Here is a 15,080-nt window from a genome sequence, read left to right as displayed (position 1 = left end):
TTCTTCCATGCCAATTCTGATGCCGTCGGCACACGTTCCGACCATCGACATCTCACCGCTGTTCGGCGACGACTCGGACGAGAAGACACGCGTCGGACAGGAGATCAACAAGGCGTGCCGCGGGTCCGGCTTCTTCTACGCGTCGAACCACGGGATCGATGTCAAGCTGTTGCAGGACGTGGTCAACGAGTTCCACCGGACCATGACCGACCAGGAGAAGTACGACCTGGCGATCCACGCGTACAACAAGAACAACTCGCACATCCGCAACGGCTATTACATGGCGGTCAAGGGGAAGAAGGCCGTCGAGTCCTTCTGCTATCTGAACCCGTCATTCAGCGACGATCACCCGATGATCAAGTCCGGAACGCCGATGCACGAGGTGAACCTCTGGCCGGACGAGGACAGGCATCCCGGATTCCGCCCGTTCTGCGAGTCGTACTACCGGGACATGCTCCGGCTCTCCACGGTCATCATGCGCGGTTTCGCCCTTGCCCTGGGCAAACCCGAGCACTTCTTCGACCCCGCGCTGGCCGAGGCCGACACGCTCTCCTCCGTATCCCTGATCCGCTATCCCCACTTGGAGGACTACCCGCCGGTCAAGACGGGCCCGGACGGTACGAAACTGAGCTTCGAGGATCATCTGGACGTTTCGATGATCACCGTTCTCTATCAGACCCAGGTCCAGAACCTCCAGGTCGAAACGGTCGACGGCTGGCAGGACCTGCCCACGTCCGAGGACAACTTCCTCGTGAACTGCGGTACGTATATGAGCCATGTCACGAACGACTATTTCCCGGCCCCGAACCACCGGGTGAAATTCGTCAATGTGGAGCGCCTGTCGCTCCCCTTCTTCCTCAACGCCGGCCACAACAGCACGGTGTACCCCTTCATTCCGGAGGGCGAGTCCGCGGATTCGACGGACCAGGCGACGGGCGAGGCGGCGGACCAGCCTACGGACCAAGTGACGAACCAGCCGATGTCCTACGGCGAATACCTCCAGCACGGTCTGCGCGCTCTGATCGTCAAGAACGGCCAGACGTGAGCCCAGCGGGCCCCGGTCGGCGGCCGGGTGGCGCGGCAGCTCGTGGCCGCCGCGCCACACGTGCGCTCGGGAGTCACGTTGTGGTGCAGGAGACTGTTGGCCAGGTTTGGTTGCCGTTGTGCTGGATGGTGACACCCCAGTTGTTGCCACTGCCGTTGGGTTTGGCTGTGAGCGTCTGGGAGTTGGGGTAGCCGGCGCTGATGTTCCAGGTGGACAGGATCCTGGCCGGGGACGGTACGTTCATCGTCACCGTCCAGGCGCTGGAACCGCTGACCGCGACATTGAGGTTGTACCGGTCGCTCCACTGCTGACCGGCCGACAACGTCGCGGTGCATCCGCTGCCACCACCGCCACCGCCGCCACCGCCGCCGTCGGGGGCCACGGCGCGCCCGGTCTGCGGGGAGATCATTCCGGCGCACAGACCGCGGGCCGCCAGCCCCTGGGCGATACGCGGGATCGCCGCGACCGTGTTGGCGGGCCAGTCGTGCATGAGGATGATCTGGCCGTTGGTGAGCCGGCCGGCGGCCTGGACGATCGCGTCCGTGCTGGCGTTGTTCCAGTCCTGCGAGTCGACGTCCCAGATGATCTCGGTGAGGCCGTACTTGGCCGCGACCGACTTCACCGTCGCGTTGGTCTCACCGTACGGCGGCCGGAACAGCTTCGGTGTGCCGCCGCCCGCGCCCGCGATGGCCTGCTGGGTCCGGGAGATCTCCGAGTCGATCTGCGCCTGGCTCTGCTGGGTCAGATGGGGGTGGGTGTAGCTGTGGTTGGCGACCCACATACCGGCGTCGACCTGGGCCCGGACCTGGGACGGGTTGGCGGCCGCGTACTGGCCCTGGTTGAACATCGTGGCCCGCAGCCCGTTCTGCCTGAGTGCGTTGAGCAGGCTCGATGTGGTGCCGGACGGGCCGTCGTCGAAAGTGAGCCCGACGTATCCGTTGCAGGCGGCGGCCCGTGCGGGGTTGGCTGGCGCGGGGGCGGCCTGAGCGGAGGCGGCCTGAGCGGGCGCGGCGGTGTTGACGGTGAGGGCGCTCGCCGCGGCCAGTGCGACGACGGCCAGTCCCGTGACCAGGGAGCGTAAGGGGAGTTGTGCTCTGGCTTTCATGAGGAGTGGTCCTCCAGCCTGGGGATTCGGGGGTCAGGTCGTGGTGCAGGAGACTGTTGGCCAGGTTTGGTTGCCGTTGTGCTGGATGGTGACACCCCAGTTGTTGCCACTGCCGTTGGGTTTGGCTGTGAGCGTCTGGGAGTTGGGATAGGCGGCGTTGATGTTCCAGGTGGACAGGATCCTGGCCGGGGACGGTACGTTCATCGTCACCGTCCAGGCGCTGGAACCGCTGACCGCGACATTGAGGTTGTACCGGTCACTCCACTGCTGACCGGCGGACAACGTCGCGGTGCATCCGCCACCGCCTCCACCACCGCCGCCATCGCCACCGCCCGAACCGGTGCCGCCCACGGTGATGTTGGAGTTGCCGCTGCTCTGGTAGCCCTCGGTGCCGAGGATCATGTAGTTGAAGGTGCCCAGGCTCATCCCGACGCGGGCCCAGGCGTCGAAGTGGTTGCCGGTGGTGATGGTTCCGCCGGTCCTCTTCGCCTGCCGGACGCTCCAGTACTGGTTGAAGGTGCGGATGCCCTCGATGGAGGGGGCGTTGTAGCGCGTCGTCTGGTAGATGTCGTACGTACCGCCGTCGCTGGTGACGGTGCCCTTGTACGTTCCCGTGGGCCGGTAGGTGCCCCAGTTGTCGACGACGTAGTACTCCACCAGCGGGTTCGTCGACCAGCCGTAGAGAGCCAGATACGCGTTGCCGGACGGGTTGAAGGTGCCCGAGTAGGTCACGCTCCGGCGCCCGCCGGTGCTCCAGCCCTTGCCGGCGACGAAGTTCCCGGTGTTGCTCCACGAGGTGCTGTAGTTGCCGCCGGACCCCAGGTTCATGGAGACCGATCCCTGTGAGTCGGTCCAGAACGAGTAGTAGTAACCGTTGTTGGTGCCGGTCTGGTTCGTGGTGACGACCGTGTCGGCGTTGGCGGTGCCAGGCATGGTCATCGCGGCCACGGCGACCAGTAACAGGGTGCAGGCACTGCTGATGAACAGCCTGAAGCGGCGGGCCGGCGCGAAGCGGCCAAGCCCGCGGCGCGTCGGACGTGCGGGTGCGTCGTTCATGTACGTGCTTCCTCCTCGTCCTCGTGAGGCCGACGGGGGCCGGGCAGCGTGACATGCGTCTGCGAGGTGCGGTGGGTCGTGTTTCGGTCGTGCCCCGGAAGACCGGGAGCAGAGCCGGGTCACGGTGGCGGTCCACATCGGCAGTGGTTGAGCTCTGCCAACGGCGACAGTGTTGGTCTGCCCCTGTCGACTGTCAACAGTTTCGGCAATGGATGCGAAATATTCGCTGAGCCCAACGTCACATCGGACGGGCATTCGTACAGCTCAAAGCCATATCCAGCCGATTGGATCGAGGTGCTCCCAGAAGGAGCCCTCACGTGGAGATCAAAATACAGGAAGACTCTTCGAAACATTTCGAAGGGTCTTCGTCGGCGCGCGCGAACCCCGGTCGTTCAGCGCCTCGTCAGACGCAGGGCCTCGGCGACGGCGGTGAAGGCGGGCATCGGATCGGCGTCGATGGGCTGAGGATAAAGCGGTACGTTGTCCGCTCCGGCCGCCAGCCGGGCCTCGACCCGCGCAGCGATGTCCTCGGCGCTGCCGTACGCGGCCAGCGCGTCGACCACGGCGTCGTCGGGCTCCGCGCCGACCACGAGATCAGGGAAATCCGTCTCCTTGGGACTGTTGGCGAAATTCGCGACGGTGAGGTACAAGCGCGCCCAATCGCGCGCCTTCTCCCTCGCGGCATTCACATCGGTGTCGAGGAATACGGTTTCCACCGCCGCGAGTACCGCGTCCGATCCGAACAGTTGCCGTGCCCGCTTGGTGTGCGTCTTCGGCTTCCGGTATATCTCTCCGTCGATCTCGCGGTTCCCCACACCGATGCCGACCACGAGCCGCCCGGGATGGCGCTGCTCGATCCGGTGGAACGACTCGGCCACCTGGTCGGCCGGGTCCACCCAGATATTGACGATCGCCGTCCCGACGGTCACCCGCTCCGTGACGGCCAGGACCTGCTCGGGGATCGCGAGATCGCCCGGTACGTTACTGATGATCCACACCGTGCCGTAACCGAGGCGTTCCAGTTCGGCGACCCGATATCCGGGAAAGAACCGGGAAAACTGCTGGGACTGCAAATACGCGCCCACGCTGCCAAGGTCAGGAGTCTTCATGCCGCCACCATAGGTGCGCGGCTCAGCATGTCCGACCGGATGCGGGAAATATTGAACCTATGTCGAAGGAATCCGCGAACTCTTTCGACTCCCGTAGGTGGCCAGGTTGCCGATCGGCCGTCGGTTGCAACGCCCTGGTCGTCGCCACCGGGGTACGGCCACGGCGGCTGCCCGGTACGGAGGGGCTGCGCGGGGTCCACCATCTGCGCACACTGGACGACGCGCTCGCCCTCAAGAAGCGGCTGCGGCCCGGCGGGCGGCTTCTCGTCGTCGGTGCGGGCTTCATCGGCGCCGAGGCCGCGGCGACCGCACGGAGCCTCGGTCTCGCGGTGACACTGGTCGAGGCGGCACCGGTGCCGATGGCGCACGCGGTCGGCGAGGAGGTGAGCCGGGCGCTGGCCCGGGCACACCGCCGGCACGGTGTCGCCCTGCGCACCGGAGTCACGGTGGACGAAGTACTCGGCCACGACTGCGAATTCACCGGTCTCCGGCTGAACGACGGCTCGGAGATCGCGGCCCCGGACGTCGTCGTCGGTATCGGTTCCCATGCCAACACCGAATGGCTGCGGGGCAGCGGACTGCTCCTGGACAACGGTCTGGTGTGCGACGAGTTCAGCTCGGCGGCACCGCGCGTCCATGGCGTCGGCGACGTGGCCCGCTGGCACAACCCGCTCTTCGGCGTACCCATGCGGGTCGAACGCCGTACGAACGCCGCCGAACAGGGCCTGGCCGTAGCCCGCAACCTGCTCGCACCGGCCGCCCGGCAGCCGTTCGCGCCGGTGCCGTACTTCTGGTCCGACCAGTACGGCATGAAGATCCAGGCGTACGGCCATCTGCCCGGGCACGAGGAGACGGCCGTCGTCGAGGGCGGCCTCCGGTCGGACCGCTTCCTGGTCGCGTACCGGCGTGGCGGCCGCATCGCCGGTGTTGTGGCGGTCAACATGCCACCGAAAACGCTGCGCCCGTGGCGGGCGGCGATCGCCGCCCACCACGAGGCAGGTAAATATCATTCACCAGGCGGTGAAGAATGTTAACCTGGGCGGCGTGACTGTCGAACGACGCCCCACCGGCCAACACCACGGAGATCTGCGCAACGCCCTGGAGCAGGCGGCTCTGGCCCTGGTCGCAGAACGGGGTCCGCACGGTTTCACACTCGCCGAGGCGTGCCGCCGCGCCGGTGTGAGTGTGTCGGCACCCTACAAGCACTTCGCCGACCGGGACGCCCTGCTGGCATCACTGGCGCTCAAGGGCTACGAGGAACAGCGCCGCCGCTACACCGCCGCGCTCGCGGAAACCACCGACCCCGCCGAACAACTGGCCGCGTTCGCGGCGGCGTACGTACGCTTCGCGTCCGAGGAACGCGCGCTGTTCGACATCACGTTCCTGGCCGGCCTGGACAAGTCCCACCACCCCGAACTGGCCAAGGCGGGCACCGACCTGTTCGACACCCTCATGCCCATCACCGGCCAGATCACCGAGGACCCGACCGCGGCCTTCGACCTACTGGTACGAATCGCGGCGGCGGCGCACGGGTTCGCACTGTTCCTCCAACAGAACATGCTCCCCACGGCCCAGAACAACCTGAAGGAAGCCGAATCCCGCGCATCCCGCACAGCCCACGCCATCATCGCCCAACAAACACACGCAACGGACTAAATTCCCACCCGGCCGCCCACATTGGTCGGGTGTGAGGCCAAGTGCAGAGCCGTTCACCTGCGCTCATCGAGGGCGGCCTGTCGGCGCCGCGACGGCGGCGGGTTCGGATCGCACGGCCGTGAACCGCGCTGAATGAGACGGAAACTGAGACGGGGGACCCGCAGGCGGCGCTCCCTGTCAGACCCTTGGTGAATCATCCCGGACATGGGATACGAACTTCACATGACGCGGGCGTGGGACCTGATGGGCAGTAAGGAGTGCCCGATCACGTTTGAGGGGTGGATCGCATTCGCGCGTGATTGTCCCGTGCTTCGCGAAGACGGGTACCTCGACTTAGCCGGCATCGGCCGGCAGGCGTTGTTCACCTGGATCAGTCCCAGAGGCAGCACTGTCGGCTTCCATTGGCGGGAGGGACAGGTAACAGCGTCCGGAGCGCACGCCCCTGGCATCACCAGGACAGCCTTGGCAGACCTTGCGGGGGAACTGTCGGCGAACCTCATCGGTGATGACGGCGAGCACTACACGGGAAGCCCCGGCGCTGCAGAGGCGGAGAACTGAGCTTGCGAAGGCCGTCTCTTTTGACGGCAGTTGTTCCGCTGGCCTGAGGCGACGCGGTGATGGACCCCAGGCTGCCCCGCGGTCAGACCCCGCTGTTCGCCTTTGCTCCCCGCAGGATCCGGCACCGGTCTGGCACCAGACCGCCAGACGCAGGAGAGCTTGTGCGCCACGCGTCAGCCAGATGCGGATCAGAGGAAGCCAACAAGAATGGCGCTGGACGGGATCGGATCAAAAAATCTTGAGAGGCAGGCTGATCAGGAGGGAAGCGGATCAGCCGGGTCCTTCTGTCAGCAGCGCTCACAGAGGTGGACATCTTCGGTCCGGCCACGGCGTACCTGTCCTTGCCGCAGAACGGGCGGGTCCGCGAGGTCGGCGCCGTCTGTCCTTGGTGCGTCGCGGAACATCGAGTAAATGTTGCGGATCGGTGCGGCCGATTCGACGGCTGCGCGATCGGCGTCCGGGGCAACGGTCGCGCTGGTCAGGGCGACCGGGTCGCCGTCGGTCGGACTGGAGCAGTCGCGGCAGATCGCTTCACCTGCGAGGCGCGGCGGTAGTTCCTAGTCGGCGCGAAGTACTTCGACATAACTAAACGATGCAGCATAGGGACTCGTGGTCACAGGACTGGAAGACCCGCTTGCCGTGGTGCTCTGGGCGTGACAATCGCCAGGAAGGGGTTGGGCGCTGGTGCGGCACTCGCCATTTCCCGGGACCTCACCTGCGGTAATGCTTCAAGATCCCGTCCTCGCCTCGTCCACAGACCCCGTCATGCGGCCGCTTCGCGCCGCATACGCCTGCCTATACGCGAAGACCCCGTTCTCAGCGAAACCGCTGATGGCGGGGTCTTAGGCACACTTACACAGTGTGCCCCCGGCAGGATTCGAACCTGCGCACACGGCTCCGGAGGCCGTTGCTCTATCCCCTGAGCTACGGGGGCGCGTCGCTGTGGTGGCGACGGGTGAAACCCTACCAGCTTCGGCGGGGTGGCTGTGAACAGGTATTTCCAGGGGTGGGTCAGGCTGTGGAGCGGGGCTTCTTCTTGGGGGCCGGCTTCTTCGTGGCGGCCTTCTTCCGTGGCTTCGGGGGGAGCTTGGTGACCTCCGCGACCTCGCCCTCCGCGCCGCGGGCCTCCTTTGCCGCGCGGACGCTGTTCTCCAGGGCCGCCATCAGGTCGATGACCCGGCCGCCGCCCTCCGCCGGTGCGTGTTCCGGCAGGGGTTCGCCGCCGGCCTTGGCGGCGATCAGTTCCTCGACCGCCTCGCGGTAGTCGTCGTGGAGGGAGTCGAGGTCGACCGAGCCGAGGGTGTCCATCAGGGCGTCGGCCAGGTCGAGTTCGGCGTCCCGTACGGTCACTTCGGTCTCGGGGGCGACGCCCTCCGGGGCGCGGATCTCGTCCGGCCAGAACATGCCGTGCATCGCGATCACGTCGCCGACCACGCGCAGCATGCCGAGCCGCTCGCGCCCGCGCAGGGCGAATTTCGTGACCGCGACCCTGTCGCTGCGCTTCAGCGCCTCGCGCAGCAGGACGTACGGCTTGGCCGCGGGCACGCCGTTCGCGGAGAGGTAGTACGCCGTGTCCATCTGGAGCGGATCGATCGAGTCCGCCGGGACGAACGACACGATCTCGATCGTCTTCGCCGTCGGCAGCGGCAGCGCGGCCAGGTCCTCGTCCGAGATCGGGATGATGGTGCCGCCCGCGTCCTCGTACCCCTTGCCGATGTCGGCGGCCGCCAGTTCCTTCCCGTCCAGTTCGCAGACCTTGCGGTAGCGGATACGGCCGCCGTCCTCCTTGTGGATCTGGCGGAAGGAGATGGAGTGGTTCTCGGTGGCGTTCACCAGCTTGATCGGGATGCTGACCAGGCCGAAGGAGATCGCACCGTTCCATATGGATCGCACAGCCCATCCCTTTCATCCGTTAATAGGGAAGTTTTGTGGGATTCTCATCGTATGACGCCGATCACCGTGGTGGAGGGGCGGCGCCTGGCGCTCAGCAATCTGGAGAAGGTGCTGTACGGCGCGACGGGCACCACCAAGGGCGAGGTCCTGCACTATTACGCCCGTACGGCGGGCCCCCTGCTGGCCCATCTCGCCAACCGGCCCGTCTCCTTCCTGCGCTACCCGGACGGGCCCGGCGGACAGGTGTTCTTCACCAAGAACCCGCCGCCCGGCACGCCCGACTGGGCGCGGGTCGCCGAGGTGCCCCGGAAGACGGCCGACAGTGGCCGGCAGGTGGTGGTGGAGGATCTGCCGACGCTGATGTGGGCAGCGAACCTGGTGGTCGAGTTCCATACGCACCAGTGGCAGGCCGACGCGCCCGGCCTCGCCGACCGGCTGGTCCTCGATCTGGACCCCGGGGCGCCCGCGACCGTGGTGGAGTGCTGCGCGGTGGCGCGCTGGCTGCGCGGGCGGCTGGGCGCGGACGGGCTCGAAGCCTTCGCGAAGACCTCGGGATCCAAGGGGCTGCATCTGCTCGTACCGCTGGAGCGGGCCCCCTCGGCGGAGGTGTCGGCGTACGCGAAGGGGCTGGCCGTGGAGGCGGAGGCGGCGCTGCCGGAACTGGTGGTGCACCGGATGACCCGCTCACTGCGGCCGCGGAAGGTCTTCGTCGACCACGGCCAGAACGCCGCGGCGAAGACGACCGCGGCGCCCTACACCCTCCGCGCGCGGCCGGAACCGACCGTCTCCACGCCGGTGACCTGGGACGAGATCGCGGACTGTACGACAGCCGAGCAGCTCGTCTTCCGGCTGGAGGACATCGCGGGACGGCTGGAACGGTACGGCGACCTCCTCGCCCCGCTCCTCGACCCCGGCCGCGCGGGCCCGCTGCCCGGGGCGTGACCCTGGGTGTGACCCGAGGCGTGAGCCAGGGCGTGGACCCGGGTCGGCCGGCGGCCGGGGACACGCGCGTACAGCACCTGCAGCGCGCCGCACACCTACCGCGCTACACCGACAGCCAGGTGTGGCGGTCGCGGGCCGTCGCGTACAGGGTCTCGATGTCCGCCGGTTTGAGTACGCCGCCGAGGGACGCGAGCGACGGGATCTCGGTGTCGTGCAGGATCCGCACGTCCGGTGGGGACGGCAGCGTGCCGGTACGGCCCGTACGGAAGGACGGCTCGGACGCGTCGACCACGGCGAGGACCGGCCGTACGGCGGTGGCCAGGGCGTACGAGGCGCGCTCGGCGGCACGGCGAGCCCAGCGGAGCTGGGGAAGCGGTGCGGAACGGCCTGTACGGACCATGGGATCGGCGATACGGACCCGCTGTCCGCGGGCGGCGAGGGTACGGACGGCCAGTACGCCCGCCGGGCCGATCGCGAGATGGTCGATACGGGCATCGGCGCCGGGCAGCGGAATCGAGTGCAGCACCCGCCAGCCGACGCCCTCCAGGTGGTCGAGCTGGTCGCCGACGATCTGCTGGGCGAGCAGCTCGGTACGCAGTGGGTTGTGGCGCCATGGGTCCTTGCGCCATGTGCCCGCAGGCCATGTGGCCGTACGCCATGTGGTCCGGCCCCATGTGCCGCGGGCCCATGTGCCGCGGCCCCATATGCGCTGACGCCACGGGGCGGCGCTCTGCGTGGCCTCACCCTGTGTGGTCCCGCCATGGATGGACGCGCCCTGTGTGGTCCGGCCCTGTGTGGTCGTACGCCATGTGGTCCGGCCACGGTTCAGGCGGCCCGGCCGCGCCTCCGGTGCGGGCGGGTCCTCCCGTACCACCGAAGCCGAGGGCGAAGCCGTCAGTTCCGCGTGGAGCGCCTCTCCCGGGCGGTTGGGGGCGAGGTCGTCGTCCGGGTGGAGCGAGAGCCGGTCGAGATCGGCCGGGGTCGGCAATGGGGGCGGTCCGACGGTCACCTCACCGGCGAGGTACGGCGTGAGCGCGGCCAGCACGTCCTCGCGCCCCGCCCCCGGGCGCGCTCCGGGGAGCACGCTGACCCGGCCGCCCGTTCCGGCGCCGGGCCCCTGGCCGTCGCTGTCGTACCAGGCGACAGTCGTACCGTCCGGCAGGCTGACATACAGCCGGTCCCGGCCCCGTACACGCACCGGCGTGACACGTAATCGGATCGTCGTCACAGCACCTCACCCCCACTACGGACCATGCCCATGGGACCAGCCTCGGGGCGGCCGAGGCAATAGCCCCCGAGGCCCTGAGGCCCCGAGCCGCTCGGCGCGCCCGGCCTCCGACCCTCGCCCCCGGCTCTCTGCTCCCCGCCCCGGCTCCCGGCTCCCGGCTCCCGGCTTACGGTTCCGGGCCGTGCCCCCGGCTCAGTCACTCTTACCCGCACTGTCACTCCCGTACGGCAAGCTGGTTACAAAGACCGCACTCTGTCGGGGGCCGCGTGTCCCGCGGAAGGAACCCAAATGATCATCTTCGGCACCAAGGGCTATCTCTACCAACTCGCGATACTCACGCTGGTCTGCGGGCACTGCGGCAACCCCTCCGCGCACACCCTGAAGAAGCGCGTCACCAAGTTCACGCTGTTCTTCGTGCCGCTCTTCGCCTTCTCCACGAAGTACGTCACCCAGTGCACCTTCTGCGGCGCGGACCAGCGGGTGACGAAGGAGCAGGCCGACGAGCTGCTTCTCCAGAGCAGCGGCCACGGCGCGGCGAACCTCGCGTACAACCAGCAGGAGCAGCGGAACCTCTAGGGCTTGCCCCCATCAGGCTTCAGCCTCCGGGCTACGGCCTCGGGCCTCCGGCCTCCGGACTCCAGCCGCCGGACCCCGGTGCCGCACGGAGAGTCATAATTTGCGGACTCTGAGTAGCGAACCTAGCGTGAGCCTCGCGAGTCATATGCCGGAATCACCGGCTCCTCGCCCTCAGGTCACAGGAGTCTCCATGCTCGTGCGTTCGCTCGGCCGTACCGCCGTCGCCCTCGCCGTCACCGCGGTCACCGCCGCGACTCTCGCCACCGCCGCCGTCGCACCCGCGGCGGCCGTGCCCCTGACCACCAGCCCCTCGGCCACCGAGCCGGAGGACCATACCAAGCCGGCGGCGATGCCCACGCCCGAGCCCGTCGCCACCAAGCCGCCCGCCACCAAGCCCGCCGACGACACCGCGCCCGCCAAGGACGCCGCGGTCCCCGCCCGTTACCGCGGCAAGATCGTCGCCAGGACCGGCCTCCTCCTCCGCGACAAGCCGACCCGCAGCAGCAGAGTCGTGGGCGAGCTGGAGTACGGCGACATCGTGCGCATCTTCTGCCGGGTGGAAGGCGGCTATGTGGACGGGAACAACCGCTGGTACCTCCTGGCGGACGGTAGCTGGGCCTGGGGATCGGCCAAGTACATCCGCAGCCTGGGTGAGACCCCGCACTGGTGCTGAACGGGTACCCACAGGCAACGGGTACCGACAGGCGCTGACGGGCGCCGGCAGGTACCAAACCTGACGCGAAACCAGCCACAGCACCGGTCCGGCATGCCTTACGCCGCCACATAAACGGACATAAGGCATGCCGCCTTGCTACGTTTCGCTCCATGACCGCAACGACGGCGGACACTCCCCCGCCCGAGCCACGCCTCCGCAAACGCCGCGGCGTCGAACTCTCGCTCCTCGTCTGCGCCGTCCTCATCTCCGTCTTCGGCTACGTCAGTGTCGGCCTCGGCACGTACGGAGCCGTGCCGCCCGGCGCCGCCGGTTACGGCGCCGGGCTCGGCATGCTCGCCCTGCTCGCGCACATCGCTGTCCGTCTGCGCGCCCCGTACGCGGATCCCCTGCTGCTGCCCATCGCCGTGCTGCTCAACGGTCTGGGTCTGGTCCTGATCTACCGGCTCGACCTGGAGACCCCGAACGCCGTCGCGGCACCGACGCAATTGGTGTGGTCGACGTTCGGCGTCGCGCTGTTCATCGCCGTCGTCGTGTTCCTGCGCGACCATCGCGCGCTTCAGCGGTACGCGTATCTCTCGGTCGTCACCGCACTGGTGCTGCTGATCGTGCCGATCTGCTACCCGGCCGTGAACGGCGCGAAGATCTGGATCAGGGTCGGCGGGCTCTCCTTCCAGCCGGGCGAGTTCGCGAAGATCCTGCTGGCGGTCTTCTTCGCCGCGTATCTCGCCGCGAACCAGAACGCGCTCACGTACACCGGCCGCCGGTTCCGCAAGCTCCATCTGCCCACCGGGCGGGTGCTCGGGCCGGTCGTCGCGATCTGGCTGCTCAGTGTGATGGTGCTGGTCCTCGAACGGGACCTGGGCACGTCGCTGCTCTTCTTCGGGCTGTTCGTGATCCTGCTGTACGTGTCGACGGGGCGCACCGGCTGGATCGCCGTCGGTCTGCTGCTCGCGGCGGCCGGCGCCTTCGCGGTCGGCTCGCTGGAACCGCATGTGCACAGCAGGGTGCAGGACTGGCTGCACCCGTTCGCGTCCATCGAGGCGGGGCGGGGGCCGGGCCAGCTCGCGCAGTCGCTGTTCGCGTTCGCGGCGGGCGGGCTGTCGGGGACCGGGCTCGGCCGGGGCGAATCCATTCTGATCGGCTTCGCGGCCAAGTCGGACTTCATCCTCGCCACCGCGGGCGAGGAACTGGGGCTGCTCGGGCTGGCCGCGCTGTTCCTGCTGTACGCGCTGCTGGTCGCCCGGGGTTACTGCGCGGGGCTGGTGCTGGTGGACCCGTTCGGCCGGTTGCTCGCCACCGGGCTGGCCTCGATCCTGGCCCTTCAGGTGTTCGTCATCGCGGGCGGGGTGACGGGGCTGATTCCGCTGACCGGTATGGCGATGCCGTTTCTGGCGCAGGGCGGTTCGTCCGTGGTCACCAACTGGATCAGCGTGGCGCTGCTGATCCGGCTCAGCGACTCGGCGCGCAGCCCGCGGCCGGAGGCGCGTACGGATGACCGCGCCGATGCCAGGAGGCCTACGAGCCTCGCGACGCCTGCGAAGCCCGCGAAACCCGCGAGCCCTGCGCACCCGGCCGAGCCGGGCAGCGCCGTCAGCCCCAGTGGTCCCATCCAGCAGGGCAGCCCCGGCGGTCCTGGTGGTCCTAGTGGTCCCGGCGACCCTGGTGGTCCCGCCGGCACCGCCCATCCCAAGGCCCCCGACACCGAGCGCGGCAGCGTCTCCCCCGCCGTCCTGGAGGACGACCGGTGATCCGCCATATCCGGCACACCGCCCTCTTCTGTCTGCTCCTCCTCATCGCACTGCTGCTCAACGCCATCAGGATCCAGATCGTCGAGTCCCGCTCCCTCGACAACAACCCCGCCAACCGCCGTGCCTCCGTGGCCCGTTACGCCCAGCCGCGCGGCGACATCCTGGTCGAGGGCAGGACGGTCACCCGCCCCAAGGACACCGGCGAGCTGCTGCGGTACGAACAGACCTACACCCAGGGGCCGTTGTACGCGCCCGTCACCGGCTACGCCTCCCAGACATACGGCACGACCCTGCTGGAGAGCGTCGAGGACGAGGTCCTCTCCGGTACGGAACCGCTGCTCTCCCCGCTCCCCTTCCTCCCTCTCTGGCACGACATCACCCGCGGCCGGCAGCCCGGCGGCACGGTCGTCACCACCATCAGGGCCTCGCTGCAACGCGCCGCGTACAAAGGGCTCGCCGGGCGGCGGGGCGCGGTCGCGGCGATCGAGCCCACCACCGGCCGGATTCTGGCGCTGGTCAGCAGCCCTTCGTACGATCCAGGGCGGCTGTCCGGCACCGGCCATGAGGTGACCACGGCCTGGAACCGGCTGACCGGGGCGAGCACTCAGCCCATGCTCAACCGGGCCATCCGGGAGACCTATCCGCCCGGTTCCGCCTTCAAGATCGTTACGGCGGCGGCCGCGCTGGAGTCCCGTACGGTCGTCGACGCCGACGCCCCGACACCCATCGCCGAACCGTTTGTCCTGCCCGGGACCAGGACCACCCTCCCCAATGAGGTGACCGGCTGCCACCGGGCCTCGCTGGCGTACGCGATCAGATGGTCGTGCAACTCGGTGCTGGCCGGGCTCTCCGTACGGACCGGACTGGCCGGGATGGTGGAGACCGCGGAGGCGTTCGGTTTCAACGACAGCGGGCTGCGGATTCCCACCGGGGTCGCCCCGTCGCGCTTCGGCACCCGGATGAGCGATGCCGAGCTGGCCCTGTCCTCCATCGGGCAGCTCGACACCCGGGCCACCCCGCTCCAGATGGCGATGGTCGCGGCGGCGGTGGCCAATGGCGGGGACCTCAGACACCCGTATCTGGTGGACCGGATCACCACGTCGGACGGGGATGTGGTGTCGCGTACGGGCGAGCGGCCGTACCGGCGGCCGATGAGCCCGGCCACGGCGCAGCAGTTGCGGGAGATGATGACCGGGGCGGTCAGGGACGGTACGGGTACGAGGGCGGCCATCCCCGGGGTGACGGTCGGCGGGAAGACGGGGACGGCGCAGCACGGGGTGGGCAACTCCGGCCGGCCGTACGCCTGGTTCATCGCCTGGGCGCAGGAGGAGGACGCGGTACGGCCCGCTGTGGCGGTGGCGGTGGTCGTGGAGGACACGGCGGCCGACCGCGCGGACATCAGCGGGGGCGGAAGCGCGGCTCCGGTCGCGCGGGCGGTGATGGAGGAGGCGCTGCGAGACTGAGCGGGGGTGGGGTGGGAGGGACGTG

Annotated in this window: 14 protein-coding genes and 1 tRNA gene; 9 read left to right on the top strand and 6 right to left on the bottom strand. The window is 68.6% G+C overall.

The window, feature by feature from the left end; genetic code table 11:
- The first annotated feature begins 7 nt into the window (after window positions 1-7).
- Window positions 8-1,045, top strand: coding sequence for a 2OG-Fe(II) oxygenase family protein (locus WH07_RS23075; protein WP_046503283.1), 1,038 nt, complete (start codon window positions 8-10; stop codon window positions 1,043-1,045).
- 73 nt (window positions 1,046-1,118) lie between these two features.
- Here the strand turns inward: WH07_RS23075 and WH07_RS23070 are convergent, their stop codons facing one another.
- From WH07_RS23070 to WH07_RS23060, 3 genes are all read right to left on the bottom strand, one after another.
- A complete protein-coding gene (locus WH07_RS23070; protein ID WP_046503280.1) occupies window positions 1,119-2,150 on the bottom strand; it encodes a polysaccharide deacetylase family protein in 1,032 nt (343 codons plus the stop codon).
- A gap of 33 nt (window positions 2,151-2,183) precedes the next feature.
- Complete coding sequence (locus WH07_RS23065) at window positions 2,184-3,206, bottom strand: glycoside hydrolase family 11 protein (protein WP_046503277.1); 1,023 nt, start codon at window positions 3,204-3,206, stop codon at window positions 2,184-2,186.
- 392 nt (window positions 3,207-3,598) lie between these two features.
- Complete coding sequence (locus tag WH07_RS23060; protein WP_079023470.1) at window positions 3,599-4,315, bottom strand: LLM class flavin-dependent oxidoreductase; 717 nt, start codon at window positions 4,313-4,315, stop codon at window positions 3,599-3,601.
- 59 nt (window positions 4,316-4,374) lie between these two features.
- On the opposite strand from WH07_RS23060, the gene WH07_RS23055 reads away from it, so the two are divergent.
- The 3 genes from WH07_RS23055 to WH07_RS23045 all read left to right on the top strand — a co-directional run bounded on the left by WH07_RS23055 (window position 4,375) and on the right by WH07_RS23045 (window position 6,529).
- Window positions 4,375-5,349, top strand: coding sequence for an NAD(P)/FAD-dependent oxidoreductase (locus tag WH07_RS23055; RefSeq protein WP_052744532.1), 975 nt, complete (start codon window positions 4,375-4,377; stop codon window positions 5,347-5,349).
- A gap of 10 nt (window positions 5,350-5,359) precedes the next feature.
- The gene (locus WH07_RS23050) at window positions 5,360-5,971 is read left to right on the top strand and encodes a TetR/AcrR family transcriptional regulator (protein ID WP_046503270.1); all 612 of its coding nucleotides are present in this window, start codon (window positions 5,360-5,362) and stop codon (window positions 5,969-5,971) included.
- 204 nt (window positions 5,972-6,175) lie between these two features.
- Window positions 6,176-6,529, top strand: coding sequence for a hypothetical protein (locus WH07_RS23045; RefSeq protein ID WP_046503269.1), 354 nt, complete (start codon window positions 6,176-6,178; stop codon window positions 6,527-6,529).
- Between the two features lie 862 nt (window positions 6,530-7,391).
- On the opposite strand, the gene WH07_RS23040 is transcribed toward WH07_RS23045, so the two are convergent.
- Together WH07_RS23040 and ku are read right to left on the bottom strand one after the other, a co-directional pair.
- Window positions 7,392-7,463: transfer RNA gene (locus WH07_RS23040), tRNA-Arg, on the bottom strand.
- Window positions 7,464-7,540: 77 nt separating this feature from the next.
- Complete coding sequence (gene ku, locus WH07_RS23035; protein ID WP_079023469.1) at window positions 7,541-8,422, bottom strand: non-homologous end joining protein Ku; 882 nt, start codon at window positions 8,420-8,422, stop codon at window positions 7,541-7,543.
- A gap of 51 nt (window positions 8,423-8,473) precedes the next feature.
- Here ku and ligD point away from each other — a divergent pair, with 51 nt between their 5' ends.
- Window positions 8,474-9,364, top strand: coding sequence for a non-homologous end-joining DNA ligase (gene ligD / locus WH07_RS23030; RefSeq protein ID WP_046503266.1), 891 nt, complete (start codon window positions 8,474-8,476; stop codon window positions 9,362-9,364).
- A 103-nt stretch (window positions 9,365-9,467) separates the two neighbouring features.
- Here the strand turns inward: ligD and WH07_RS23025 are convergent, their stop codons facing one another.
- Window positions 9,468-10,592: a nuclease-related domain-containing protein gene (locus WH07_RS23025; RefSeq protein WP_408645899.1), complete on the bottom strand. Its 1,125-nt coding sequence runs from the start codon at window positions 10,590-10,592 to the stop codon at window positions 9,468-9,470.
- Window positions 10,593-10,880: 288 nt separating this feature from the next.
- Here WH07_RS23025 and WH07_RS23020 point away from each other — a divergent pair, with 288 nt between their 5' ends.
- The 4 genes from WH07_RS23020 (at window position 10,881) to WH07_RS23005 (ending at window position 15,055) form a co-directional block, all read left to right on the top strand.
- Window positions 10,881-11,168 carry a zinc-ribbon domain-containing protein gene (locus tag WH07_RS23020; RefSeq protein ID WP_046503262.1) on the top strand — a complete coding sequence of 96 codons (288 nt, stop codon included), beginning with the start codon at window positions 10,881-10,883 and terminating at the stop codon, window positions 11,166-11,168.
- A gap of 190 nt (window positions 11,169-11,358) precedes the next feature.
- Window positions 11,359-11,841 (top strand): SH3 domain-containing protein, encoded by a 483-nt coding sequence (locus WH07_RS23015; RefSeq protein WP_046503259.1) that lies wholly within the window; start codon window positions 11,359-11,361, stop codon window positions 11,839-11,841.
- Window positions 11,842-11,993: 152 nt separating this feature from the next.
- On the top strand, window positions 11,994-13,592 hold the full coding sequence (locus WH07_RS23010; RefSeq protein WP_046503257.1) for an FtsW/RodA/SpoVE family cell cycle protein: 1,599 nt from the start codon (window positions 11,994-11,996) through the stop codon (window positions 13,590-13,592).
- On the top strand, window positions 13,589-15,055 hold the full coding sequence (locus tag WH07_RS23005; RefSeq protein WP_046503254.1) for a penicillin-binding transpeptidase domain-containing protein: 1,467 nt from the start codon (window positions 13,589-13,591) through the stop codon (window positions 15,053-15,055). Before WH07_RS23010 ends, WH07_RS23005 begins: the two co-directional genes overlap by 4 nt.
- Window positions 15,056-15,080: the final 25 nt, after the last annotated feature.

The organism is Streptomyces odonnellii (assembly GCF_000981895.1).
In the GTDB taxonomy this organism is placed as follows: Bacteria; Actinomycetota; Actinomycetes; order Streptomycetales; family Streptomycetaceae; genus Streptomyces; species Streptomyces odonnellii.
Note: the sequence above shows the minus strand (reverse complement) of the source record. Positions and strands in the feature narration are given on the sequence as shown.